Genomic DNA, 23,011 nt, shown 5'->3' with positions numbered 1-23,011 from the left:
GACCGCTATCTGAAATTTCAGACAGCGGCCGCCGATGGGAGCGACGTCGCCCGTCAGTTCGGCGGGTTGTTCTTCTCGAGGAAGGTGACGGCCGAGGTCAGCATTTCCAGCCGCGTGTCGGCGCTGGAAAGGAAGTGGTCCTCGCCGCGCAGGGCGACGAACTCGACGGGCTTGCCGGCGGCCTGCAGCGCCTTGGTCATGCCGGTGCTCTGGCTGTACGGCACGGTCGTGTCGTCCTGGCCATGGATCAGCAGGATCGGCGCGCTGGCCTTGGCGGCCAGCTTGGCGGGCGAGATGGTCGCCAGTTTGGGATCGTTATAGGCCTCGATGTCCAGGAACCGAGTCCAGTAGCGCACCGTCAGCGACTTGGAGCCGCCCTGGTTGACCCGCCATTGCAGGAAGTCGCTCACGTCGCTGATCCCGGCCACCGAGACGGCGCAGCGATAGACGTCCTTCTGCAGGGTCACGCCCGCCAGGGCCGCGTAGCCGCCGTAGCTGGCGCCCACGATGCAGACTCGCTTGGGGTCGATCGTTCCCTGGGCGGCCAGATAGCTCACGCCGTCCGACAGATCCGTCTGCATCTTGCGGCCCCATTCGCCATAGGCCGCGCCGACGAAGGCTTGGCCGAAACCGGCCGAGCCGCGGTAGTTCGGCTGCAGCACCGCATAGCCGCGCGAGGCCAGCGATTGCGACCACCAGTCAAAACCCGCGCCGTCGCGGACCTGGGGGCCGCCGTGCGGCAGCACGATCAGGGGCAGGCCCTTGGCGTTGGACTTGCCGGGCGGCAGGGTCAGGTAGCCCGAGATCTCCAGGCCGTCGGCGGCCTTGTACTTGACGGCCCGCACCTCGCCGACATCGGCGGCGGCCAGCTTGGGATAGGCGCGGCCCAGCGGGTTGACCTTCTTCGCCGTGAGATCGACCAGGTAGAAGGCCCCGGATTCCGAGCCGGCGTCGACATAGACGACCAGCTTGCCGAAATCGGGCGTCCAGGACGACAGGGTCACCTGCTTGCCCTTGAACACGCTCTTGACCATCGGCCAGGCGGCCTTGAGCGCCGGTTCGGTGAAATCGTATTCAACGAAGCTGTCCTGCGACTGGTAGCCGAGGACGACGGCGTCGTTGTCGGTCAGCACCTCGACGGACCCGCCCGAGCCGATATGGTCGCCGAGCTTGCCGGTCGCGATATCGAGATAGGTCAGCCGCCACCCTTCTTCCTCGTCATAGCTGTCGACCACCAGCTTGGTCCCGTCGCGGGTGATGCCGAACAGGTCCGGCGTGTCGACCGGCCCGTTGAACTGATAGACGTCCTGCCAGGCCGAGCCCTTGCGCAGCGACAAGGTCCATTGGCTGACCGTTTCGCGCTGGCGAAGGCTGACCTTGGCCAGCGGCGTGCCGTCGTTGCGGGCCAGATAACCGCGAGTGCTGGTGTCGCCCATCTGCTGGCGGCGAGCGATGCCGCTGTCCAGGTCGATGGAATAGAGGTCCAGGCGGTCGTTGGCGGTGTGGATGCTCTTGCCGTCGGCGACGAAGAGGGCGGTCAACACCGAGGGCTTGCCGCCGATCATGCCGGGCTGAACTTGGCCCATCAGCACGTTGACGATCGATTCCGCCGAGCGCTCGGGCAGGCGGGTCATCTTGCCGTTGCGCACGTTGAGGCTGGCGCCCTGGCGCATTTCGCCCGCGTAGAAGACGCCGGGCACCACGTCGGTGGTCGTGGTGACGATGATGACGTGATCGTTCCCGGCCCATTTGATGTAGCGCACCTTGCGGAAGCCGATGCTGGCCGTCTGGATCGGTTCGCCGCCCAGGGGCTGGACCACGATGTAGCGATCGTTGCCGGTGTCGGCCGTCACGATGAAGGCGATCATCGTCCCGTCGGGCGAGATCGAGACGCTTTCCATCGAGGGCAGGCGGCCGTAGGCCTCCAACGGCGCGGCGGCCTGAACGGGCGAGGCCGCCAGGCCTCCGAGGGCCAGGGCCATGGCGGCGGCGGCGAACAGTTTCTTCATAGTCGAGTGGGCTCCGTGGACGCGCTCTGCGTCATGGATAGGAGGTGGAGTGAGGTGGTCAGTTCGGCGGGTTGTTCTTCTCGAGGAAGCCGACCACCGCGTTCAGCATCTGCTGACGGGTGGCGCCGCGCGACAGCCAGTGGTCCTCGCCGGTCAGGGTGACCAGCTCGACGGGCTTGCCGGCCTTCTTCAGGGCGTCGGCCATCAGCGTGCTCTGGACGTAGGGGACGACGGTGTCGTCCTTGCCGTGGATCAGCAGCACCGGGATCGCGACCTTGTCGGCCAATCGGGCCGGAGAGATGGCGGCCAGGTCGGGGTCCTTGACGCCGTCGGCGCCCATGAACCGCAGCCAGTAACGAAGGGTCGAGTTGTTGGTGGAGTCCTGGAGGTGGTTGTTGTCGATCAGCATGCGCGGCAGGTCGGACGGGCCGGCCACCGAGGCGGCGCAACGATAGACGCCTTGATCCAGGGTCGCGCCGGCCAGGGCCGCGTAGCCGCCGTAGCTGGCGCCGACGATGCAGACCCGCTTGGGATCGATGATCCCGCCCCTGGCCAGGCCGCGAACGCCGGCCGAGAGGTCGGTCTGCATGGCCTTGCCCCATTGGCCGTAGCCCGCCCGGATGAAATCCGGACCAAAGCCGTCCGAACCGCGGAAGTTGGGCTGCAGCACCGCGTAGCCGCGCGAGGCCAGGGCCTGGCTCCACCAGTCGAAGCCCAGGGTGTCGCGCACCATGGGGCCGCCGTGAGGCAGCACCACCAGCGGCAAGTTCTTGGCCTCGCGATCCTTGGGCAGGGTCAGGTAGCCGGAGATCACCAGGCCGTCGGCGGCCTTGTACTTGATCGACTGCACCTCGGAGATGCCGTCCAGGGTCAGGCCGACATAGGTCCCGCCCAGCCACCGCAGGGTCCCGGCGTCGGCGTCGTACAGGGCGTAGGCCGGGCCCAGGGCGGCGGAGTCGACGAACACCACGATCTTGCGCCGGTCGTCCGACCAGGAGGCCAGGATGGGCTGTTCGTCCGGGATCGTCGCCCGCAAGGCGTCCCAGTTCGCCTGGTCCTTCGGGTCGAAGAACGTATAGCGCCGCTCGTCGCCGACCAGGGCGTAGCCGCCCAGCAGGGCGCCGTCGCCGGGCGCATGCACCAGCTGGTCGAAGGCCCCGCCCTGGGGAACCTCGGTCGAACCGCCCTGCGGCGAGAACTCGCGCAGCACGAGCTTGTCTTCGTCCTTGGGGTCGCGCATCCACACGAGCGCCGAATGACCGTCGCGGCCGAGGCCCTCCAAGCCCAGCGAACCGGTGCGCGAGGCGCTCTTTTCGACCGTGCTCCAGGTTCCCCCGGACTTCAGCATCAGGCTCCAGGCGCCCTTTTCTTCGTCGTAGACCGATTGCGCCAGGGGTTCACCTTCCGGCGACACCAGCCAACTATCGGTGCCCTCCAGTCCCGAGGCGCTGGCCATCTTGGTCGCGCCGGTCTTGAGGTTGATCCGATAGAGGGTGTTTCGTCCCATTCGGTCGACGAAGTACACGCCCTCGACGAAGGCGTGGGGCGTTCCGTCGATGAAGCGGACCGTGGGCGGCGTGAGAACGACATTCATCGTGCCCGGCGCGTCCTTCATCAGGAAGGTCTGCTTCTTGGTGACGATGTCGTAGTCGAAAGTCTTCCAGTATTCGCGCTTGGGTCCTGAAAGGGCGAAGACCATGGTCGTGGCCGAGGCGGTGACCAGCAGGTGGTCCGATCCCGCCCACTTGATGTCGCGCAGCTTGGTCTGGCCCACCCGCAGGACCGTGATGACCTTCCCGCCCTCGGCCGCGTCACGGACCATCACCGAGCGCTCCTCGCCGTTGGTGACGATGATGGCCAGCTTGCCGCCGTCCGGAGAGATCTCGACCTCCTCCAGATTGGGCAGGCCGCCATAGACGGAAAGGGGCGGAACTTCCGCCGAGGCCGAGCCGGAGCTGGCGCAAACGGCCGCAGCCATGGCTAAACCGGCCGTCACGACGGCCAAGATGCTCTTCAACACGCGAAGTCCCCCAAACTACGGTCAAGCTAGAAAGGGCCGACGGTATTGTCGAGCTTGTTCTCCCCGTCTGGTTGCGGCGGCGCTCAGGGCAGAGCAAAGAAAAACGCCCCGGCCTTGCGACCGAGGCGTTTCGTGGAGCTTGGCTGGGCGCCTTAGCGCGGGGCCAGGATCATGATCATCTGGCGGCCTTCCATGCGCGGCTCGTACTCGACCTTGGCGATCTCGTCGAAGTCGGCCTTGACCTTCAGCAGCAGCTTCATGCCCAGTTCCGGGTGCGCCATTTCACGGCCGCGGAAGCGCAGGGTCACCTTGACCTTGTCGCCTTCCTCGAAGAACCGGGTCATCGACTTGGCCTTCACGTCGTAGTCGTGAATGTCGATGTTGGGGCGCAGCTTGATTTCCTTGAGCTCGACGATCTTCTGCCGCTTGCGAGCCTCGTTCTTCTTCTTCTGCTCCTGGAACTTGAACTTGCCGTAGTCCAGGATCTTGCAGACCGGAGGGTTCGCGTTCGGAACGATCTCAACCAGGTCCAGGCCTGCTTCCTCGGCCGCTTCCAGGGCGGCGGAAATCGGCATCTCGCCTTGCTTCTCGCCATTTTGGTCGATCAGCAGGACGCGAGGGACGCGGATGTCATCGTTTATACGCGGACCATCCTTGACGGGCGGCGTTTGCATAGGACGGCGAATAGGGCGGCTCCGGTATTGTTAAAGGGCTTTTGCTACCGGACGTATCGATCCGGGGGCGTATCGTTGAATGAGTTCGCGCGGAGTCCAGGGGACGCCGCGTTCGCAAGTGATATATGACGAAGGAGTCCCGCGCTATCAAGGCGCATGCGCACGACAGGCTCGCCTTTTAAGGAGCCGGACGCGCCGAGAAGGGATCGGGGGAGCGAAACGCCGGGGTCGGGTCGGCCTTCATTTCCAATCGTGACCCGTTTCAAGCCTCCATGAGCACGTCGACTTCGCCCGCCCGCCACACCCCGATCGAGGACGTCCACGCCCTGCTGATCGGCTCCAGCTTCATCGCCGTGGGCCTGACCCTGCTGAAGGCGGCCGGCCTGTCGACGGGCGGGGTCGCCGGCGTGGCTCTGATCGTCTCCTATCTGACCCACTGGCCGGTCGGGGTGTTGTTCTTCCTGCTGAACATCCCGTTCTACGTGCTGGCCCAGCGCACCCTGGGCTGGGTGTTCACCGGCAAGACCCTGGTCACCAACCTGCTGCTGGCGGGCCTGGCCCTGGGCATGCCGGCCTGGCTGAGGATCACCACGGTCGACCCGGTCTTCGCCGCGATCTTCGGCGGCACGATCATCGGCATGGGCATCCTGGCCCTGGCCCGGCACAAGTCCAGCGTCGGCGGGATCGGGGTGCTGGCGCTGTGGCTCTACGAAAAGCGCGGGGTCAGCGCCGGCAAGGTGCAGATGGCGTCCGACTGCTTGATCGTGGCGGCGGCCTTCGCCGTGATCAGCTGGGACAAGCTGCTGCTGTCGATCCTGTCGGCCGTGGCGCTGAGCGTGGTGATCATCGCCAACCACAAGCCCGGGCGGTACGAGGGGTATTAGTCAGAGCGAGAGCCGACCTTCATGCTCGTCCCTCCCCCTTGTGGGGAGGGTGGCGGCGAAGCCGACGGGTGGGGGATCGGTGCAGGGTGTCGGCTCAACGAGCCCCACCCGACCCCCTTCGGGGGCCACCCTCCCCATGAAGGGGAGGGAAGGTTCTTCTAGCTCTTCTGACTCACCGCGGCAGCAGCGAGATCGCGGCGCTGGCCACGGTGCTGACCGGCAGGGCCTTCAGGTCCGGCGAGCGGATCACGGCGACGTGGCCGCGCGGGCCGCACAGTTCGGGATTGGAGGCGTCGGAGAACAGGGCGATGGTCGGCGCGCCGGCCGCGGCCAGCAGGTGGGTCGGACCGGTGTCGTTGCCGACGGTCAGGGCCGCCTTGGCGCCCAGCAGGGCCAGCTGGGCGAAGTCGGTGCGACCGGTCAGGTCGCGGGCCTGGCCCACGGCCTTCTGAATCTGGCGGGCCATGGCGCTTTCCTGCGGTCCGCCGATGATGACGATGTCCAGCCCGCGCGCCTTCAGCAGGGCGGCGAGCTGCGCGTAGCTTTCGACCGGCCAGCGCTTCTCGGGCCGGTGGGCCGAGCCGCCTGGCACCAGCAGCACATAGGGACGCGGCGCAGCGGCGCCGGCCACCGGGCGCGGCTCCTTGATGCGACGCAGGATCCACGACAGGTCCGGAGCCGGAGCGCCGCCGGGCTCGGTGGGGGCGTCGGGCCAGATGCCGGCCTGCTTGAGCTGGTCGGCCTGCCGCTCCAGCGTATGCATGTGGTCGCGGGCCTTGCCGCGCTGGGGCAGGGAGCAGCCCGCCGCGATGCCCGACCATTGCGGCGCGAACGGCCGCAGGGCCTGGAAGTACCAGTTGGTGCGGCTGTTGGTCTGCAGGTCGTAGACCCGGTCGTAACGGGCCTTGCGCAGCCGGCCGAGCAGGGCGGTCAGGTCGCCGAAGTCGCTGGGACGGCCGTCGGTTTCGACGCTGTTGAAGTAGGGCGACAGCTTGGCCAGGGCTTCGAAGGGCGGGGTCGTCAGCAGCGTGATCTTGGCGCGCGGATGGGCTTCGCGGATCTTCTTCATCGCCGCCAGGGCCAGAACGAAATCGCCAAGGGCGCCCAGCTTGATAACCAGGACCTTCTTGATTTCCTTGCTCAACTTTTCGTCTCCAGAACGCGTGCGTAGACCTTGAGCGTTGCTTCGACCATCGCGTCAACAGAATACAATTTTCGGGCGCGCACCCGGGCCGCCATGCCCATCGCCTGGCGTCGCGCGGCCCCCGTTTCGCAGGCGTTGGCGAAGGCCTGGGCCCAGGCTTCGGGGTCGCCCGGCGCGACCAGCCAGCCGGTCTCGCCGTCGACTACGGTCTCGCGCGCCGCGCCGTGATCGGCGGCCATCACCGGCTTGCCCATCACCTGGGGTTCGACCGCTGTCCGGCCGAACGCCTCGGGCTCCAGCGACGGGGCGATGGCGAGGTCGGCGACCAGATAGGCCGCCGGCATGTCGTCGCAGTGGCCGACCAGCTTGACGCTGTCCTGCAGCCCGGCCTGGGCGATCATGTGCTCCAGTTCGGCGCGATAGGCCTTGCGGCCCTGGTCGTCGCCGACCAGCAGCAGCAGGATGCGGGTGTCCGAGATCGCCTTCAGCCGCGCCACGGCCTCGATGACCAGGGCCTGGCCCTTCCAGCGGGTCAGGCGGCCGGCCAGCAGCACCTTCAGCCGGCGGTCCTCGGGCGACACGCCCCAGGCGTCGCGCAGCGCCTTGACCCGTTCGGCCGAGACCAGGCCGGGCTCGAAGCGGGTCAGGTCGACGCCGCGCGGGATGGCCACCACGCGATCGGACGGGATGCCGTGCTCGGCGATCACGTGGGCGCGGGTGTATTCCGAATTGGCGATCACCAGGTCGCCCTTGGTCATCACCGCGTTGTACCAGCGCTTGAGGCTGGACTTGGCGTTGTAGACGCCGTGATAGGTGGCCACGAAGGGCGTCTTGGTGGCGTGCGCCGCCCACAGGGCGCTGAAGGCCGGGGCGCGCGAGCGGGCGTGGACCAGCGACACCTTCTCACGACGGATCAGGTCGATCATCCGCGCGGCGTTGCCCAGCATGATCAGCGGGTTCTTCGACTGGGCCGGCATCTGCGCCAGACGCCCGCCGTCGGCCTCCAACCGCGCGGCCATGCGGCCGCCCTTGGTGGCGACCAGGGCCTTGCCGCCCTCGGCGATCACGCCGTGGGCCACGTCGATCGTCGTCTGTTCGGCGCCGCCGGTTTCAAGTTCCGGGGTCACCTGCAGAAGCGTGAAATCGTCGGGAAGGATGGACACGCGTTGCTCTAACGAGGTTTGAGGGGTCGTAGTTATCGAAATGAACAAGGCCGCGCCATGACCGATTCCCTTCAGCACCTCGTTCGTGGCGGCAATCTGCGGTTGGCGTATCGCGCCGTCCACGGAACCCAGCCCACGGTTGTATGGCTCGGCGGCTTCCACTCGGACATGACCGGAACCAAAGCTGAGGTTCTGGCCGATCAGGCCCGGGCGACCGGCGGCGGCTACCTGCGGTTCGACTATTTCGGCCACGGCGAGTCGGACGGCGAGTTCGCCGACGGCACGATCAGCCGCTGGCGCGAGGACGCCCTGGCGGTGATCGACGAGCTGACCGAGGGGCCGCTGGTGTTGGTCGGCTCGTCGATGGGCGGCTGGCTGGCCTGCCTGGCGGCCATCGCGCGTCCCGACCGGGTCAAGGCCATGGTGCTGATCGCCCCCGCGCCGGACTTCACCGAGAAGCTGATGGAGCCCGAGCTGTCGGCCGACGACAAGGCGGCGATCGCCCGCGACGGCCGCTGGATCCGCCCGTCCGAGTACGACGACGGCGGCTATCCGATCACCCGCCAGCTGCTGGAGGACGGCGCCCGCTGGTCGATCCTGCCGGGGCCCGTGCCGATCGACATGCCGGTGCGCGTCCTGCAGGGCGGCGCCGACCCCGACGTGCCCTGGACCCATGCCCTGGAGCTGGCCAACGGCCTGACCTCGAGCGACGTGGTCTTCACCCTGATCAAGGACGGCGACCACCGGCTGTCGCGGCCTCAGGACCTGGAGCGGCTGATCGCGGCGGTGGCCGAGGCGCGGGTGCTGGCCGAACCGGTCGACGACGACCCGGTGGCCCGCCGCCTGGCCCGGGCGGCGCGAGCGCGCGCGGCGGGGCAGGCCCCCGCCACCGCCTGGGCGGCCGCCGACATCGGGCCGGAGGAGGAATAACTGGCCTTTTCTGTCGTCGGCCGTATGGTATGTTCACGACTTGTTCGGGAATGCTGATGACGAAATCCGCTCCTTTCCGCTTAGAACTCGACGGTGACTTAGATCGGCGATTGTCCGAGGTCGCCGAGGTCATGGACCAGCCAAAGGCGGTGCTGGTCGAGCGAGCCGTGCGCGAATTCCTCGAGCTACGCGACTGGCAGGACGCGGCGATCGACGAAGGTTTGCGTGCGGCCGAGGAGGGACGGGTCTTCGAGCACGACGAAATCGCGGAATGGGTCGCGTCCTGGGACACGCCGAACGAACGTCCCATGCCCACACGCGATTGATTGCATGCGCCTCGTTTGGACCGAGCCGGCCAAGCGCGATCTTGCCTTGGCTCGGGCGTGGATCGCTCAAGATCGCCCCTCAGCGGCGGCGAGCCAGGTTCAACGGATCGTCAGTACGGTTGCGGGGCTTCGTGACTTCCCCAGCATCGGACGACCAGGGCGTCGTGCCGGCGCGCGCGAACTCGTGGTGCCCGGAAGTCCCTTTATCGTCGCGCACAAGGTCCGTGATGACGAGATCGAAATTCTCAGGGTCTTTCACGGCGCTCGCCGCTGGCCGAACAGCCTCTAACCCCCGCCCGCCAGGATCGCCGCCAGGCCTTCGCGATAGGTCGGGTATTTCGGCCGCCAGCCCAGTTCGGCCTTGGCCAGGGCGTTCGAGACGCGCTTGTTCTCGGCGTAGAAGCGGCGGGTGGCGGGCGACAGGCCCAGCGCATTGAACGGCAGATCGGGCGGCGCCGGAACGCCCAGCAGGCTGGCGGCATGCTCCATGACGTCCTGCGGCGGGGACGGCTCGTCGTCGCACAGATTGTAGACGCCGCCCGCCCGGGGGCGGTCCAGCGAAGCCAGCAGGCCCGAGACGATGTCGTCGCGGTGGATGCGGCTGAACACCTGGCCTTCCTTGACGATGCGGCGGCCCTCGCCGGCCCGCAGGCGGTCCAGGGCGCTGCGGCCGGGACCGTAGATGCCAGGCAGGCGGAAGGTCGTCACCGTCAGGCCCATGCCGCGCCCGACCTGGCGCCAGTCACGCTCGGCCCCGACGCGGCGCGCGCCCTCGACCGACTGGGCCTTCAGCGGCGAGCTCTCGAACACCCAGCGGCCTTCGAAGTCGCCATAGACGCCGGTGGTCGATAGATAGCCGATCCAGTCGGGGAAGGCCTGGGCGGCGGCCAGGGCGGGGATCACCGCCTCCAGGCCCGGACAGCCCTCGGCGGTCGGCGGGGCGGTGATCAGAACGGCGTTGACCCCGGTCAGGGCGGCGATCATCGCGGCGCGGTCTTCGGCGTCCACGGTCTGGATCCCCTGGGCGGCCAGCCTGGCGGCGCTGGCGGCGTCGCGCGCCGTGCCGGCCACCTCCCAGCCCCGCGCCATCAGGGCCCGCGAGAACGCCTGGCCGATATAACCCAATCCGAACACGAACAGACGCAAAAGGCTCAAGTCCCCGAAATGAAGGGGCGATTGAGCGGGCAAAACGTGCGTTCGCGCAAGTGGCGTTCCTCCCCCCGCGGGGGAGGGGCCGCGCGTTGTCCACAATGACGCGCCCGAACCCGCGTCAGACCGCTTGCCAACGGCAGGGCGCTCTGCCATAAGCCGCCTCCTCGTCGCGGGGCGCTGTTTCAGCCCTCGCCGATGCGGGCGTAGCTCAGTGGTAGAGCACAACCTTGCCAAGGTTGGGGTCGAGAGTTCGAATCTCTTCGCCCGCTCCATTCTCCGGTCCTCCGGCGATGGAACGAGACCCGAAATATCCCGGATGCGGGCGTAGCTCAGTGGTAGAGCACAACCTTGCCAAGGTTGGGGTCGAGAGTTCGAATCTCTTCGCCCGCTCCAATTTCCCTCCCAGAATTTGAAGCGTGACGCATCCGGTGGGCGCCTGATAGGCCTATGGAACCGGTTGCGCGGGCCGCCGTTGCTGATCGGTGATCACCCTGCTCGGGCGGGTGGGACTGGGGATGACGGACCATGACTGACTTCAAGCTTGGACAAACGCAGGCGACCCGCATGGCGGCGCTCGCGACGGTCTTGGTGCTGGCGGGGGCGGTTCAGGCCCAGGCGGGCCCCAAGCCTCAATACCCGATCCGGAAGCCCGCGGCCGAAAGCCAGGCCGCGAAGCCTGAAAAGCAGGTCATCCCTCCCGTCTCGTCCACGACGCCGGAAAACGCCGAGCCGAACGAAGGCGGCTGGACCGAGGTTCGCAAGAAGTCCGTGGACATCGGCACCCAGCCCGTGCGCGACGTCGGCATCATGAAGCGCCAGATCCCGCCGATCCTGGTCAAGGCGCAGAACGATCCCTACAGCCTCAAGGGCCTGAAGACCTGCAAGCAGTTGTCCAGCGAGCTGACCTCGCTGAACGAGGTGCTGGGCGCCGACTATGTCGTCGGCAACGAGGTCAAGGAGAACCGCGCCGGCAAGCTGGCCGAGGCCGGCGGCAAGACGGTGATCAACTCCATCATCCCGTTCCGGAGCCTGGTGCGCGAAGTCACCGGCGCGGCCCCGGCCGACCGCCGGCTGAACGCCGCCCTCGACGCCGGCTACGCCCGTCGCGGCTTCCTGCGCGGTGTTCACGCCAGGCAGGGCTGCAAGACGACGTTCTAGCGCCAGCCTTCTAGGACGAGGCGATTCCTGATCTAACCTTCGCGGTGAACCCGCGGGGGAGCTTCCGATGTCCAAACGCGTCCTTCTGGGCCTGGCCCTGGCCTTGATGCTGAACGGCGCCGCCGTCGCCGCGACGTCCGGCGCCGCCGCCCAAAACGCTTCGGAGCGCCTGGCCCAGGCCGTCAAGGCCTACGAGGCGGCGGGGGCCGGCGAGGACGACGGGGAGGGCGGGGCGGACGAGGCCTCGCGCTTCAAGTTCCCGCCGGTCGGACCCAAGGCCGACGCCGACCGCAAGGCCCTGCTGACCTCGGCCCGCCAGACCCTGGACGGCGTCGACCTCAAGGCGCTCAAGCCCGACCAGCGCCTGACCCACGCCATCCTGAAATGGAGCCTGGACGAGCGGCTGGAGGGCCTGTCGTTCGACGAGGCCCGCATGCCGTTCAGCACCGACGGCGGCTTCGACGTGATCCTGCTCTACCGCGCCAACGGCATGCATCTGCGGTCCGAGGCCGAGGCTCAAAAGTGGATCGCCCTGCTGGCCCAGGCGCCCGATTGGTACGCGGCCAATATCGCCGGCGCCCGGCGCGGGGTGGCGACCGGCTTCGTCCAGGCCGTCCCGACCGCCCAGGTCGTGCTGGACCGCGCTCGCCGCACCGCCGCCACGCCCCTGGCCGACGACCCGCTGCTGGCGCCGCTGCACAACCTGCCCGCCGCCATTCCCCCCGACCGCCGGGCCGCCCTGCTGGCCGAGGGAGCCAAGGTCGTGACCGACAAGGTCGCCCCGGCCCGGACCGACTTCGTGACTTTCATGGAACGGGAATACCTGCCGCACGCCGCCAGGAGCCTGGCGGTCTCGGACCTGCCCGACGGCCAGCGCTACTACGCCTTCCTGGTGCGCCGCCACACCACCACGACCATGACCGCCGACCAGGTCCACGCCCTGGGCCTGTCGGAGGTGGCGCGGATCCGCGCGCGGATGGAGGTCGTGATGAAGCAGGCCGGCTTCCAGGGCGACCTGCCGGCCTTCATCGCCTTCCTGCGCAAGGACCCGCGCTTCTACGCCGCCAGCCGCCAGCAGCTGCTGGAGAAGTCCAGCGAGATCGCCAAGCGGGCCGACGACCAGCTGCCCGCCCACTTCGGGACCCTGCCGCGCCTGACCTACGGCGTGCGCCCGGTGCCGGCCAGCATCGAGCAGGGCTACACCACCGGCCGCTATTTCGGCGGCGATCCCAAGACCGGCCGGGCCGGCGGGCTGATGATCAACACCTCGGCCCTGGACCAGCGGCCGCTCTACGAACTACCGGCCCTGGTGCTGCACGAGGGCGCGCCCGGCCACCACATCCAGACCGCCCTGGCCCAGGAGCAGACCGGCGTCCCGGAGTTCCGCAAGACCGTCTATTTCAACGCCTATGGCGAAGGCTGGGGCCTCTATTCCGAATGGCTGGGCGAGGAGATGGGGATCTATCGCGACCCCTACGAGCTGTTCGGCCGGCTGTCCTACGAGATGTGGCGGGCCTGCCGGCTGGTGGCCGACACCGGCATCCACGCCAAGCACTGGACGCTGGACCAGGCCAAGGCCTGCTTCATCGAAAACACCGCCCTGTCGCCGACCAATATCGACGTCGAGGTGGCCCGCTACATCTCCTGGCCCGGCCAGGCCCTGGCCTACAAGGTCGGCGAGCTGAAGATCCTGGAACTACGCCATCGGGCCGAAGCCGCGCTGGGCGACAGGTTCGACGAGCGGGCCTTCCACGACGCGGTGCTGCTGAACGGCTCGCTGCCGCTGGCGGTGCTGGAGGCGAAGATCGACGCCTGGATCGCGGAGCGGAAAAAAGGGTAGCGTTTTCTCCCTTCCCCCTTGAAGGAGGAAGGGTCGGGGATGGGGGTGACACGGCGGTTCAGCCGCTGAAGCCGTGACCACCCCCACCCAACCCTCCCCCATCAAGGGGAGGGCTCAAGAAGAAGGTCATATGGCCAAGATCACCGTCCTGGGCGAATGCATGGTCGAGCTGTCGCCAGAGGGCGAGGGCCTGCACCGGATGGGGTTCGCCGGCGACACCTTCAACACCGCCGTCTACATGGCCCGGCTGGGCGACGCGGTCGCCTACTGCACCGCCCTGGGCAAGGGCGACCCGTTCAGCGACGGCGCCCTGGCCGCCATGCGCCGCGAGGGGCTGGACACCGCCCTGGTGCGCGAGGCCGAGAACCGCCTGCCGGGCCTCTACGCCATCGTGCTGGACGAGAACGGCGAGCGGAAGTTCCACTACTGGCGCGAGCGGGCCCCGATCCGCGACCTGTTCTCGCAGCACACCGCCGACCAGCTGATCGCCGCCGCCAAGGCCAGCGACCTGGTCTATCTGTCGGGCGTCACCCTGGCGGTGATCGGCGACATCGGGCGGGCGCGGCTGAAGGACATTCTCGCTTACGTCCACTCGCTGGGCGTGGCCGTGGCGCTGGACTTCAACTACCGCCCAGCCCTGTGGGCTTCGCCGGAAGCGGCGCGCGAGGCGCTGGACGGCGTCGTGCCGTCGTGTCGCTACGTGTCGCTGAGCGGCGAGGACAGCCGCCCGCTCTACGGCCGCGAGGCCGAGGACCTGGCCGCCGTATGGGCCGCCCCAGGAACCGGGTTTGGGGCCGAGGTGGTGGCGCGCGACGAGAGCCACGCGGTCAATGTCCACACCCCGGAAGGCCGGATCGCCACACCGGCGCCGGCCAGGGTCAAGGCGCTGGACACCACCGGCGCGGGCGACAGTTTCAACGCCGCCTACCTGTCCTCGCGCCTGGCCGGCCTGCCGGTCGAGACCGCCGTGAGTCGCGGCCACGCGCTCGCGGCGGCGGTGGTGACCACCAAGGGCGCGATCATCCCGGAGGCCTCGATGCCCGTTTGGTCGCGGGGATAGAGCGGGGTTCGCCCCAGCACAATCAAAGGTTTATATTCCTACTAGACGCGCGTAATAGGAAAGTTATCCTCACCCCAGGAATCTCGGCCTAGGATTCTGGTCGAGGGCGTCACGGGGACGCCGTTCGCAGGGGGAAGCCGATGCTGGCTCAAGCTCTCGAGGATCTCTGGGCGATCTCGCCCGACCCGCGCCGCGACCGACTGACGGCCGCCTTCATCACTCACGCCGTCGCCCTGGCGACCGGGGTTGCGCCATCGGACATCGCCTCGACCGGGCGGACCAGCAAGGCGGCGGCGCGGGCCCGGCAGATCGCCATCTATCTGGCGCACGTCAATTTCAACTGGCCGCTGATCCGGGTGGCGTTCGCGTTCAATCGCGACCGCACTACCTGCGGCCATGCCTGCCACCGCATCGAGGACATGCGCGAGAACGCCGCCTTCGACGCGCGGATGACCGTGCTGGAGGCCTGCGTGAAACAGGCGCCCGAGGCCATTCCGGAGCTGACCCAGCTGGGGGCGGACCGATGAGCGGCGCGTTCGAGCGAGCGCTGGAGGCCGAGCATTTGGCCGGCCGCGCCGAGCGGCTGCTGCGGCGGCCTGGCGCGCTGATCGAGGTCAAGGGCCTGGGCTATGTGGTCCGCTTCGCCCCGCGGCGGCGGGCCATGCTGACCGTGGACGAAGCCGCCTTCCGCATGCTGGCCCGCGACGGCGCCCTGGCCCCGCGCCGCGAGGGCGGCTGGCGGCTGGTCAAGCCGCTGGCCCCGCCGGCTCCGCCGCCGGGGCGTCCGGGCGTGATCGAGGGCGAGCGCGTGGTGATCGAGGGCAGCGACCAGCACGTGGTGCTGCGGGCCAATCTCGGGGAGTCGCCACTGGCGTGGCTGGCGCGACGAGGTGGGCTGGAAACGGTCGAGATCGCCGCCGGCGAGCGGCTGCGCGAAGACTTCCAGAAGGCCGGCACGGTGGGCCGCCTGACCATGAACTGGGACGCCCAGCCGGGAGGGAGCGGCGGCCCGCTCCTGGAGCCGGCGCTGCGGGCCAGGGCGGCCAAGGACCGGATCGCCGCGGCCCTGACGGCGGTGGGGCCGGGCCTGCGGGAGATGCTGGAGCGGGTGTGCCTGGCCGAGACGGCCCTGCAGGTCGCCGAGCGCGAACTGGGCCTGCCGAGACGGGCGGGCAAGACGGTGCTGAAGCTGGCGCTGCAGCGGCTGGCGATGCACTACCGGATGGTGTGATGCCGTCCAGAGCGGCCGCCCAGCTCTCGAATTCTTCCCTCCCCCCTGTGGGGAGGGTGGCCTCCGAAGGAGGTCGGGTGGGGGATCGGTGCAGTGTGTTTGGCGCCGTGGGCCCCACCCACCAGCTTCGCTGGTCCCCCCTCCCCATAAAGGGGAGGGAAGGGCCTTTGTTCTAGTGCTTCAGCATGTGCTTGATGTCGCGCATCTGGTCGTGGCCGGACTTGACCGAGGTCCAGGCTTTTTCGATCGCGGCGCGGGTCTGGGCGTCGACGTCGGTGTCCTTCAGGGCCTTTTCGAACTTGGCCTTGATGTAGTCCTCGCCGGCCTCGACCTCGCTAACGACGGCTTCGTCGCCCTTGGTCAGGCTGTCCTTCAGATTGACGAAGGCGCGGTGGGCGGCGGCCAGGATGGTGCCGTCGTCCTTGGCTTCGCCGCCCAGGCGGCGGACCTCGTCCTGCAGTTCCGACGCGACCGAGCGGCGCTCCTGGGCGCGCTGGGTGAACAGGGTCTTGAAGCGGGCGCCCTCGGCGTCCTTGGCGGCTTCCTCATAGCCGTCGGCGCTGTCGATGGTGGTCTCGACCAAGCCGTTGACGAGCTTGATGTGGTCTTCGTTGGTGTGGGGCATGGAAGCTTTCCTTCGAATGGGGGTCAAAAAAGGGGAACGGCCTAACGCGAGGCGTGCGCGAAAGGTTCGAAGCGGGGCCTCACCTCGCCAGCTTGGCGCCGAAGAAGCTCCAGGCCGTGGTGGCCGCGGCGATGGCCGGGGCGCGGGTGCGGCGGTTGATCAGCAGGGCGGCGACGAGGCCGGCGCCGATCACGGCGATGGCGACCGGCACCTTGTAACCGGCCAGGGTGATCTTGCCCTCGGCGTCGGGCGTCAGGGCGTAGTCGGCCGGCGGGACGGGCGCATAGGGATCGGCGCCATGGTTGCTTGAGGGCGATTTGTGGAACAGGCCCGAGATCTTGTCGGACAGGCTGGACAGCAGGCCCTGGCGAGCGGCGGCGGGCGTGCCGTAGGAGGCGTCATAGGCGGCCATGGGGAGGCTCCGTCAGAGAAGGGAGCCTCGATAACGCGGGGGCGACGGGGATGATCCCGTCTTCCAGGTCCTATCGATGTTCAGGTCCGGTGCGTGGTCCTCGTCCCTCGACAAGCTCAGGATGAGGACCATTGTGCGGGCCGTGCAGTAGAAAACCTCATCCTGAGCTTGTCGAAGGACGAGGTTTTCGCCGCCGAAGCCAAGTATCCTAGGGCTCGACGTCCCGCTCGCCCATCACCGCCCCGACATGGGCGATGCCCAGTTCCTTCGCCCGCGTCGCCTGCCTGTGCCGCTCGGCGTAGCGGGCCTTGGCCTCGTCGTCGCGGGCGTCGTGGCAGGCCGGGCAGGAGACGCCCTCGACATAGTGCTCCGAGGCGCGGTCGTCGGGGCTGACCGGCATGCGGCAGCCCCGGCACAGCGCGTGGCTGCCCGGCGCCAGGCCATGGCCGACCGCCACCCGCTCGTCGAACACGAAGCACTCGCCATGCCACAGGCTGGCGTCGGCGGGGATGGTCTCCAGATAGTTCAGGACGCCGCCCTTCAGGTGGAAGACCTCGTCCACGCCCTCGCTCTTGAGGAAGGCCGTGGACTTCTCGCAGCGGATGCCGCCGGTGCAGAACATCGCCACCTTGGGCGGCGGGGCGGCCGGGTCCCAGGTCTCGCGGAAGGCGCGGAACCAGGCGGGGAAGTCGCTGAAGGCGGCGGTTCTGGGATCGATCGCCCCCTCGAACGTGCCGATGGCGGCCTCGTAGGCGTTGCGGGTGTCGATCACCACCACGTCTTCGCGGGCGATCAGGGTGTTCCAGTCGGCCGGCTCGACATAGGTCCCGGCGTTGTTGGCCGGATCCAGGTCGCCGGCCCCCAGGGTGACGATCTCGCGCTTGATCCGCACCTTCATGCGGTGGAACGGCATGGCCTCGGCGTCGGCGAACTTCAGCTCCAGCGTGTCGCAGCCGGGCAGGGCGCGGATGTGGTCCAGCACCTGGTCGATCGCCTCGGGCGGGCCGGCGATGGTGCCGTTGATCCCCTCGCGGGCCAGCAGCAGCGTGCCCTTGACGCCCAGGCCGCAGCACAGCTTCGACAACGGCCGCATGATCGTCAGCGGGTCGGCGAAGGTCGTGAAGCGATAGAGGGCGGCGACGCGGAAGCTCATGGAGCGGCTGATAGGCGCTGGCCGGCGGCTTCTCAAGCGGTGCTGGAACTTTCAACCAAGAGACGCGCTTAGACCGGCATGAGCATTCTGATCGTCATCGTCGTCGCCCTCGTGCTGCTTGGCCTGGCTCTTTACGCGGTCCAGCGCAGCCCCATTCCGTCGCCGGTCAACTGGCTGTTGCAGCTGGTGCTGATCGTGATCGCGATCTGGTTCATCGGCACGCGCGCCGGGTTCTTCTGAAATTAGGCCGCCGTCGCCGTGCGTCCTTCGAGGCCCGCTGCGCGGGCGCCTCAGGATGAGGACGTCCGTGCCGGTCTTGCTGAATTCCTCATCCTGAGGTGCGCGCTGCAAGCGCGCCTCGAAGGACGCACGGCGCGTCAGCCGGCCAGCGCCCCAGCGTCCCGCTGGATGCGCGCGACCATCGCCTTCAGCCCGTTCGAGCGCTGCGACGACAGGGCCTCCGACAGGCCCAGCCGCGCCATGGCGGCGGCGGCGTCGAAATCGACGATGTCCTTGGCCGGCCGTCCCGAATAGAGCCGCATCAGGATGGCGATCAGGCCGCTGACGATGTGGGCGTCGCTGTCGCCCCGGAACCTGATCGTGCCGTCCGCCTGGGGTTCGGTCACCAGCCATACCTGGCTGGCGCAGCCGCGCACCTTGTTGGCCTCGGAATGCTCGGCCTCGCTGAGCGGGGCCAGGTCCTTGCCCAGCTCGATCACGTAGCGATAGCGCTCTTCCCAGTCGCCGAGCAGTTCGAACTCGTCAGCCAGTTCGTCGAGGGCGGCGTCGATGGGGCGTTGCATGGCGCGGACTTAAGACGCGACAGCCGAAAGGGGAAGACCTTTAAGGCCGCGCCCGCGCCATCGACGTCCGCGCCTGGGCTTCGGGCAGGGTGACGACGGCGGTGAATCCTTGCCCAGGCGCGGATTTCAGCCGCAGGTTTCCGTCCATGGCCCGGGTCAGCAGGTCCACGATCGGCAGGCCCAGGCCCGCGCCCCCGGACGCGCGGGTCAGGGTGGCCCCGCCCTGTTCGAACGGGCGGATCAGCCGGGCCAGGTCGGTCGGGTCGGCGCCCTCGCCATGGTCGCGGATCTCGATCTCGACCAGGCCGCCGCCGATCTGTTTCGCCTCGATCACCACCAATCCGCCCTGGGGCGAGTGGGTGAGGGCGTTCTGCAGCAGGTTGGTCAGTATGGTGCGCAGGCCCCGGCCGTCGGCTTGCAGGCAGGGCAGGGTTCCGACCTCGGGCGTGACGATGCTGACGCCGCGGGCCAGGGCTTCGCCGCGCAGCTGCAGGACCACGTCCTCGACGGCGTCGTCCAGGCTCTCCTCGCCCAGGTCCAGGTCGGTCACGTGGCCTTCCAGGCGGGCGATCTCGACGATCTGGTTGACCAGCCGCAGCAGCTTCAGGCCGCTTTCGTGCACCAGGGTGGCGTATTCCTTGTACTGCGGCGCGCCCAGGGGGCCGTACAGCTCGCAGGACAGGATTTCTGAGAAGCCGATCACCGCGTTCAGCGGCGTGCGCAGTTCATGGCTGACCATCCGCAGGAACGAGCGTTTCTGATCGTCCAGCGCCTGCTGCCGCCGCGCGCGCGCCGCCGCCCGCCGGAAGGCGGTGGTTTGCGACATCAGGCCCGTATCGGCGCCGGCGCTTTCGCGCGGCGTCTCGGCGGGGCTCGAGGCGTCGGTGATCGCCGGTGGCGGCATGGGGACTCCCGGACCTTCTGTCCGTTACTTCGATGGGCCAGAATGAACCAAGGCGCTTACGAATCCGTTTCCATCCACAAGAAGCTCTGGCGTTAACGATCCCGCGCCGATTGTACGGCCTTGGGGGAGGGGGCTCCCGGCGTTACCCTTTGACGACGAAGACTCACCGGAAGGGATTCTCGCGGCCTTGCCCATCGACGGCGCCCCGCTCCAGACCGGCCCCAGGCCGGGTCAGGCCCATCTCTCGAGGGAAACCTCGCCGGGGGTCTTTGGCGCGGCGCATCTTTGGCGGCTCGGCTGGCTGGCGACCGTGATCTTCGCGACCGGCGCGGCGGCCTTCACGCCTGGCGTCGTCGGCCTTCCGATCTGGCTGGCCCTGGCGGCCGGCGCGCTTCCAGCCCTGGCCGCCTTGGCCATAAACGATCGGAGCGGCGACCGGCGCGACGAGCGCCTGCAATCCCTGATCCTGGTGCTTTGGGCCACCTGCGGCGCCGGCGCGGCGGTGGTGACCGGCGGCGTGTCCGGCGCGATGAGCGCCTGGATCCTGGCCCCCGTGGCGGCCGCCTCGACCCTGTCCTCGCCGCGACGCTTGGCCGAGGGCGCCAGCCTGGCCCTGATCGGCGGCGCCGTGGCGGCCCTGACCCAGCTGTCGGGCCTGGCCCCGCCCGCGCCCACCGGTCCGCTGGCCTTCATCCTGGGCTTCCTGTCGGTGGCCACCGTCGGGGTGGGCCTGGCCTCGGGCCTGATCCTCACCCACCGCCGCGCGGGTGAGCGCGACAACCGCCAGATCGGCGAACTCAACACCCTCCAGACCCTGGTCGACGGCGCGCCGCAGCTCTTGCTGGTGATCGCCAGCAACGGTCGGGTCAAGAGCGTGCGCGGGGCCGCGCCGCGCGGCGTCGCGACCCTCAACCTGGTCAACGAGGGCTTGGCCTCGGCCGCCTTGGCCGGCGACCGCCAGAAGGTCAGCGCCGCCCTGGCCGCCGCCCTCGACGGCGGCGAGGCCAGCGTCGCCTTCGCGCCGCTGCTGGATCCGACCCGCACCCTGTGCCTGGACCTGCGCCAGGTCTCGCCCGACCTGCTGGTGGGCGTCATGCGCGACGCCACGATCGAACGAGCCCGCGAGACCGCCCTGCAGCAGGCCCGCGCCGAGGCCGAAGGCCTGGCCGCCGGCCGCGCCCGCTTCCTGGCCAATATGAGCCACGAGCTGCGCACGCCGCTGAACGCCATCATGGGCTTTTCCGACATCATGCGCGCCCGGATGTTCGGTCCGCTGACCGATCGCTACGGCGAATACGCCGAGCTGATCCATGAGAGCGGCCGCCACCTGCTGGACCTGATCAACGACGTGCTGGACATGTCCAAGATCGAGGCCGAGCGCTTCGAGCTGCAGCGCGGCGAGTTCGACGCCCGCGAGGCGGTGACCGCCGCCATGCGGCTGCTGCGTGTCCAGGCCGACGCGGCCGGGGTGCAGCTGCGCGGCGTCCTGCCGCCGGGCGAGCTGGAGGTCGACGCCGACCGCCGGGCGCTCAAGCAGATCGTGCTGAACCTGGTGTCCAACGCCCTGAAGTTCACCCCGCGCGGCGGCCAGGTCACGGTCACGGCCGACGGCCACGACGGCGAGTTCGAGCTGGTGGTCGCCGACACCGGCGTCGGCATCAGTCCCGAGGACCTGGAACGCCTGGGCCGCCCCTACGAGCAGGCCGGCGGCGTCGACCAGCGCGCCAAGGGCACCGGCCTGGGCCTGTCGCTGGTGCGAGCCTTCGCCAAGCTGCACGGCGGCGAGATGCATATCGAAAGCCGCCTGGGCGCCGGCACCAGCGTCTCGGTGCGCATGCCGGTGCTGCTGAAAGCCTCGCGCCCGATGATGGAGGCGCCGTTGCTGGAGCCGCTGTCCCTGCCGGAGGTCGAGTCGGAAGAGGCGGAACTGGGGCCCAACGTCGTGAAGTTCGCCCCGCCTAGGTAGGGGCCTCACCCACTTGCCCCCACCTGGCGGCTGCGCCGCCTGTCCGCCCCCATAGGGGGCGGAGGACCGTTCGCGCGAACCTCTTCCCCCTTTGGGGGAAGACGGCCGAAGGCCCGTAGGGGGCAAGCGTTAGCCGCCCAAGCGCCTACCGAAGAAAAGCCCGTCCCGCCGCGAAATCCCCCACCTCCACATAGGCCCGCCGCACCACGTCCACGCCCGTCCGGCTGGTGAACACGAACTCCACCGTCGCCGCTTCGCGCGGGTCCAGGCGGCTCATGGCGTCGGCGGCTTCGCGGGGGAAGCGGAACGACAGGCCGGTCTTGGCGCCGGTCGGCAGCAGGGTGGGGGGCGCGGCGTCGCGGGTCTCGGCCCCGAACACCCGGCTGGCGTTGCGCGGCGCGGCGTTGGCGGCCAGGCCCTTGGCGTTGCGGGCGTTCAGATAGGGCCCCTGGGTGCGCAGGGTGTCGCGCACGACCAGGCGCGCGGTGTAGGGCTGGGCGTTGTCGGCGAAGACGGCCACGGCCAGCATGTCGTTGGCCCGGCCGGAAAGGCCGAACACCAGCCGGTCGCCGCCGAACCCGGCCGGCTGCGACAGCCGCCAGATCGGAATGGTCGCCGAGACCGAGCGGTCGGCCTGCCAGGTGGCGCGGTCGCCCGGATAGGTCATCCGCAGCATGGTCGAATAGCCGTCGAACGCCTGGCGCACGCGGCCGGCCGCTGTCTGTAGGTCCGGAGAGTTGCACGCCGCCACGCCGGCCTTGGCGCGGGCCCGCTGCTCCACGGCCTGGACCTGAACCTCGCTGACGCCCGAACGCAGGGTCGCGCCGCGCGCCTGGGCGCGGGCGGCGTCCAGGGCCGAGCCCACCGCGGGCTTGAACAGCCGGCAGCGCGCGTCGGCCGAGGTCATCAGCGTGCGTTCGTAGAGCTGGTCGGCGGCGGTGGCGGCATGGGCCTGACTCGACGCGCCGATCCCGGCGGTCGTGACGAAAATCCCTAGCCACCGCGCCATCCGACCCCCAAGGGTCTTTCTTGACGTCATAATCTCGTATTCTGCGAGAGCGGTTTCAGCAGGCAGCCTTAGGGCGCCGAGGTTGCGGTTCGGTTAGCGATGCTACTTTCGACGGACATCTGGGTCGGCGCGCTGATCCGGCGCGCGGAACTAGGCGGGGCCTTCGCCACGGTGGCCCGCAAGGGCGACCCGCGGGCCGGTGCGGTGCTGGTCAAGGCCGTCGACCGCCGCGCCAACACCGCCAAGCTCTATAGCGAAGCCACGCGTGGCGACGGCGAGCGGTTCTGGATGCAGCCCGTCCGCTCGGACTTCGAGCCGGATCTCGACGCCTACGCCGAACGCGCCGCGCGGATCGATCCGGATATCTGGGTGATCGAGATCGAGGACCGCGACGGGCGGCATTTCCTGACCGAGCCGGTGGAAGCGGAACCCAAGGGCTGAGGCGCGGTGCGTCCTTCGAGGTCCGCCGCGCGGACGCCTCAGGATGAGGATCTTTGTTGCTCTGAATCCCTCATCCCGAGGTGCGAGGCGTAGCCGAGCCTCGAAGG

General features: G+C 69.0%; 24 protein-coding genes and 2 tRNA genes. 14 read left to right on the top strand and 12 right to left on the bottom strand.

What is annotated here, in order from left to right; translation table 11 throughout:
• Positions 1-53: 53 nt before the first annotated feature.
• The 3 genes from ASD38_RS09500 to infC form a co-directional block, all read right to left on the bottom strand.
• The gene (locus tag ASD38_RS09500; protein WP_056459534.1) at positions 54-2,009 is read right to left on the bottom strand and encodes an alpha/beta hydrolase family protein; all 1,956 of its coding nucleotides are present in this window, start codon (positions 2,007-2,009) and stop codon (positions 54-56) included.
• Between the two features lie 58 nt (positions 2,010-2,067).
• Positions 2,068-3,987 (bottom strand): alpha/beta hydrolase family protein, encoded by a 1,920-nt coding sequence (locus ASD38_RS09495; protein WP_056459529.1) that lies wholly within the window; start codon positions 3,985-3,987, stop codon positions 2,068-2,070.
• A 194-nt stretch (positions 3,988-4,181) separates the two neighbouring features.
• A complete protein-coding gene (gene infC, locus ASD38_RS09490; RefSeq protein ID WP_007672122.1) occupies positions 4,182-4,703 on the bottom strand; it encodes a translation initiation factor IF-3 in 522 nt (173 codons plus the stop codon).
• 272 nt (positions 4,704-4,975) lie between these two features.
• Here infC and ASD38_RS09485 point away from each other — a divergent pair, with 272 nt between their 5' ends.
• Positions 4,976-5,587: a YitT family protein gene (locus tag ASD38_RS09485; RefSeq protein WP_056442219.1), complete on the top strand. Its 612-nt coding sequence runs from the start codon at positions 4,976-4,978 to the stop codon at positions 5,585-5,587.
• Positions 5,588-5,759: 172 nt separating this feature from the next.
• Here ASD38_RS09485 and ASD38_RS09480 read toward each other — a convergent pair whose 3' ends face one another.
• The gene (locus tag ASD38_RS09480) at positions 5,760-6,731 is read right to left on the bottom strand and encodes a glycosyltransferase family 9 protein (protein ID WP_056442215.1); all 972 of its coding nucleotides are present in this window, start codon (positions 6,729-6,731) and stop codon (positions 5,760-5,762) included.
• The gene (locus ASD38_RS09475) at positions 6,728-7,894 is read right to left on the bottom strand and encodes a glycosyltransferase family 4 protein (protein WP_056459526.1); all 1,167 of its coding nucleotides are present in this window, start codon (positions 7,892-7,894) and stop codon (positions 6,728-6,730) included. The genes ASD38_RS09480 and ASD38_RS09475 overlap by 4 nt, the downstream gene beginning before the upstream one ends.
• Before the next feature lie 57 nt (positions 7,895-7,951).
• Between ASD38_RS09475 and ASD38_RS09470 the strand changes: the two genes are divergently transcribed.
• The 3 genes from ASD38_RS09470 to ASD38_RS23305 are packed head-to-tail and all read left to right on the top strand — an operon-like array spanning position 7,952 to position 9,439.
• Positions 7,952-8,824, top strand: a complete 873-nt coding sequence (locus ASD38_RS09470; protein WP_056459523.1) for an alpha/beta hydrolase — start codon at positions 7,952-7,954, stop codon at positions 8,822-8,824.
• Positions 8,825-8,880: 56 nt separating this feature from the next.
• A complete protein-coding gene (locus tag ASD38_RS09465) occupies positions 8,881-9,150 on the top strand; it encodes a CopG family ribbon-helix-helix protein (protein WP_156390634.1) in 270 nt (89 codons plus the stop codon).
• 4 nt (positions 9,151-9,154) lie between these two features.
• Positions 9,155-9,439: a type II toxin-antitoxin system RelE/ParE family toxin gene (locus ASD38_RS23305; protein WP_082560718.1), complete on the top strand. Its 285-nt coding sequence runs from the start codon at positions 9,155-9,157 to the stop codon at positions 9,437-9,439.
• Here ASD38_RS23305 and ASD38_RS09460 read toward each other — a convergent pair.
• On the bottom strand, positions 9,436-10,296 hold the full coding sequence (locus ASD38_RS09460; RefSeq protein WP_056459516.1) for an SDR family oxidoreductase: 861 nt from the start codon (positions 10,294-10,296) through the stop codon (positions 9,436-9,438). The genes ASD38_RS23305 and ASD38_RS09460 overlap by 4 nt on opposite strands.
• A gap of 203 nt (positions 10,297-10,499) precedes the next feature.
• Between ASD38_RS09460 and ASD38_RS09455 the strand changes: the two genes are divergently transcribed.
• The 7 genes from ASD38_RS09455 to ASD38_RS09425 all read left to right on the top strand — a co-directional run bounded on the left by ASD38_RS09455 (position 10,500) and on the right by ASD38_RS09425 (position 15,591).
• Positions 10,500-10,574, top strand: a tRNA-Gly gene (locus ASD38_RS09455).
• Positions 10,575-10,620: 46 nt separating this feature from the next.
• A tRNA-Gly gene (locus ASD38_RS09450) sits at positions 10,621-10,695 on the top strand.
• 132 nt (positions 10,696-10,827) lie between these two features.
• Positions 10,828-11,460 (top strand): hypothetical protein, encoded by a 633-nt coding sequence (locus ASD38_RS09445; RefSeq protein ID WP_056459514.1) that lies wholly within the window; start codon positions 10,828-10,830, stop codon positions 11,458-11,460.
• A gap of 67 nt (positions 11,461-11,527) precedes the next feature.
• A complete protein-coding gene (locus ASD38_RS09440) occupies positions 11,528-13,300 on the top strand; it encodes a DUF885 domain-containing protein (protein ID WP_056459510.1) in 1,773 nt (590 codons plus the stop codon).
• Between the two features lie 130 nt (positions 13,301-13,430).
• Positions 13,431-14,360, top strand: coding sequence for a sugar kinase (locus ASD38_RS09435; protein ID WP_056459507.1), 930 nt, complete (start codon positions 13,431-13,433; stop codon positions 14,358-14,360).
• Positions 14,361-14,500: 140 nt separating this feature from the next.
• Positions 14,501-14,887, top strand: a complete 387-nt coding sequence (locus ASD38_RS09430; protein ID WP_056459504.1) for a helix-turn-helix domain-containing protein — start codon at positions 14,501-14,503, stop codon at positions 14,885-14,887.
• On the top strand, positions 14,884-15,591 hold the full coding sequence (locus ASD38_RS09425) for a DUF6456 domain-containing protein (RefSeq protein ID WP_056459501.1): 708 nt from the start codon (positions 14,884-14,886) through the stop codon (positions 15,589-15,591). Before ASD38_RS09430 ends, ASD38_RS09425 begins: the two co-directional genes overlap by 4 nt.
• 172 nt (positions 15,592-15,763) lie before the next feature.
• On the opposite strand, the gene ASD38_RS09420 is transcribed toward ASD38_RS09425, so the two are convergent.
• The 3 genes from ASD38_RS09420 to trhO all read right to left on the bottom strand — a co-directional run bounded on the left by ASD38_RS09420 (position 15,764) and on the right by trhO (position 17,781).
• Positions 15,764-16,216, bottom strand: coding sequence for a PA2169 family four-helix-bundle protein (locus ASD38_RS09420; protein ID WP_056442192.1), 453 nt, complete (start codon positions 16,214-16,216; stop codon positions 15,764-15,766).
• A 79-nt stretch (positions 16,217-16,295) separates the two neighbouring features.
• Positions 16,296-16,628, bottom strand: coding sequence for a hypothetical protein (locus tag ASD38_RS09415; RefSeq protein ID WP_056442190.1), 333 nt, complete (start codon positions 16,626-16,628; stop codon positions 16,296-16,298).
• Between the two features lie 208 nt (positions 16,629-16,836).
• Positions 16,837-17,781 carry an oxygen-dependent tRNA uridine(34) hydroxylase TrhO gene (gene trhO / locus ASD38_RS09410; protein WP_056459498.1) on the bottom strand — a complete coding sequence of 315 codons (945 nt, stop codon included), beginning with the start codon at positions 17,779-17,781 and terminating at the stop codon, positions 16,837-16,839.
• A 78-nt stretch (positions 17,782-17,859) separates the two neighbouring features.
• Between trhO and ASD38_RS24300 the strand changes: the two genes are divergently transcribed.
• A complete protein-coding gene (locus tag ASD38_RS24300; RefSeq protein ID WP_018061533.1) occupies positions 17,860-18,021 on the top strand; it encodes a hypothetical protein in 162 nt (53 codons plus the stop codon).
• Positions 18,022-18,158: 137 nt separating this feature from the next.
• On the opposite strand, the gene ASD38_RS09405 is transcribed toward ASD38_RS24300, so the two are convergent.
• Positions 18,159-18,584 (bottom strand): SufE family protein, encoded by a 426-nt coding sequence (locus ASD38_RS09405; RefSeq protein WP_056459496.1) that lies wholly within the window; start codon positions 18,582-18,584, stop codon positions 18,159-18,161.
• 40 nt (positions 18,585-18,624) lie between these two features.
• Entirely contained in the window at positions 18,625-19,488 is an 864-nt protein-coding gene (locus tag ASD38_RS09400; RefSeq protein ID WP_056442181.1) for a sensor histidine kinase, read from the bottom strand.
• Between the two features lie 187 nt (positions 19,489-19,675).
• Between ASD38_RS09400 and divJ the strand changes: the two genes are divergently transcribed.
• Positions 19,676-21,454 (top strand): cell cycle sensor histidine kinase DivJ, encoded by a 1,779-nt coding sequence (gene divJ, locus ASD38_RS09395; RefSeq protein ID WP_056459493.1) that lies wholly within the window; start codon positions 19,676-19,678, stop codon positions 21,452-21,454.
• A 145-nt stretch (positions 21,455-21,599) separates the two neighbouring features.
• On the opposite strand, the gene ASD38_RS09390 is transcribed toward divJ, so the two are convergent.
• Positions 21,600-22,463, bottom strand: coding sequence for a hypothetical protein (locus ASD38_RS09390; protein ID WP_082554766.1), 864 nt, complete (start codon positions 22,461-22,463; stop codon positions 21,600-21,602).
• 99 nt (positions 22,464-22,562) lie between these two features.
• Here ASD38_RS09390 and ASD38_RS09385 point away from each other — a divergent pair, with 99 nt between their 5' ends.
• Positions 22,563-22,904 carry a DUF1491 family protein gene (locus ASD38_RS09385; RefSeq protein ID WP_056442174.1) on the top strand — a complete coding sequence of 114 codons (342 nt, stop codon included), beginning with the start codon at positions 22,563-22,565 and terminating at the stop codon, positions 22,902-22,904.
• Positions 22,905-23,011 lie beyond the last annotated feature (107 nt).

Source organism: Caulobacter sp. Root487D2Y (genome assembly GCF_001427165.1).
Lineage (GTDB): Bacteria > Pseudomonadota > Alphaproteobacteria > Caulobacterales > Caulobacteraceae > Caulobacter.
The sequence above is the reverse complement of the archived record's forward strand: the minus strand, read 5'-3'. Positions and strand labels throughout refer to the sequence as shown.

Bases quoted from the DNA above. Each gene is read 5' to 3' on its own strand.
- ASD38_RS09500 (WP_056459534.1), bottom strand. From the start codon at position 2,009: ATGAAGAAACTGTTCGCCGCCGCCGCCATGGCCCTGGCCCTCGGAGGC.
- ASD38_RS09495 (WP_056459529.1), bottom strand. From the start codon at position 3,987: ATGGCTGCGGCCGTTTGCGCCAGCTCCGGCTCGGCCTCGGCGGAAGTT.
- infC (WP_007672122.1), bottom strand. From the start codon at position 4,703: ATGCAAACGCCGCCCGTCAAGGATGGTCCGCGTATAAACGATGACATC.
- ASD38_RS09485 (WP_056442219.1), top strand. From the start codon at position 4,976: ATGAGCACGTCGACTTCGCCCGCCCGCCACACCCCGATCGAGGACGTC.
- ASD38_RS09470 (WP_056459523.1), top strand. From the start codon at position 7,952: ATGACCGATTCCCTTCAGCACCTCGTTCGTGGCGGCAATCTGCGGTTG.
- ASD38_RS09465 (WP_156390634.1), top strand. From the start codon at position 8,881: ATGACGAAATCCGCTCCTTTCCGCTTAGAACTCGACGGTGACTTAGAT.
- ASD38_RS23305 (WP_082560718.1), top strand. From the start codon at position 9,155: ATGCGCCTCGTTTGGACCGAGCCGGCCAAGCGCGATCTTGCCTTGGCT.
- ASD38_RS09445 (WP_056459514.1), top strand. From the start codon at position 10,828: ATGACTGACTTCAAGCTTGGACAAACGCAGGCGACCCGCATGGCGGCG.
- ASD38_RS09440 (WP_056459510.1), top strand. From the start codon at position 11,528: ATGTCCAAACGCGTCCTTCTGGGCCTGGCCCTGGCCTTGATGCTGAAC.
- ASD38_RS09435 (WP_056459507.1), top strand. From the start codon at position 13,431: ATGGCCAAGATCACCGTCCTGGGCGAATGCATGGTCGAGCTGTCGCCA.
- ASD38_RS09430 (WP_056459504.1), top strand. From the start codon at position 14,501: ATGCTGGCTCAAGCTCTCGAGGATCTCTGGGCGATCTCGCCCGACCCG.
- ASD38_RS09425 (WP_056459501.1), top strand. From the start codon at position 14,884: ATGAGCGGCGCGTTCGAGCGAGCGCTGGAGGCCGAGCATTTGGCCGGC.
- ASD38_RS09420 (WP_056442192.1), bottom strand. From the start codon at position 16,216: ATGCCCCACACCAACGAAGACCACATCAAGCTCGTCAACGGCTTGGTC.
- ASD38_RS09415 (WP_056442190.1), bottom strand. From the start codon at position 16,628: ATGGCCGCCTATGACGCCTCCTACGGCACGCCCGCCGCCGCTCGCCAG.
- trhO (WP_056459498.1), bottom strand. From the start codon at position 17,781: ATGAGCTTCCGCGTCGCCGCCCTCTATCGCTTCACGACCTTCGCCGAC.
- ASD38_RS24300 (WP_018061533.1), top strand. From the start codon at position 17,860: ATGAGCATTCTGATCGTCATCGTCGTCGCCCTCGTGCTGCTTGGCCTG.
- ASD38_RS09405 (WP_056459496.1), bottom strand. From the start codon at position 18,584: ATGCAACGCCCCATCGACGCCGCCCTCGACGAACTGGCTGACGAGTTC.
- ASD38_RS09400 (WP_056442181.1), bottom strand. From the start codon at position 19,488: ATGCCGCCACCGGCGATCACCGACGCCTCGAGCCCCGCCGAGACGCCG.
- ASD38_RS09390 (WP_082554766.1), bottom strand. From the start codon at position 22,463: ATGGCGCGGTGGCTAGGGATTTTCGTCACGACCGCCGGGATCGGCGCG.
- ASD38_RS09385 (WP_056442174.1), top strand. From the start codon at position 22,563: ATGCTACTTTCGACGGACATCTGGGTCGGCGCGCTGATCCGGCGCGCG.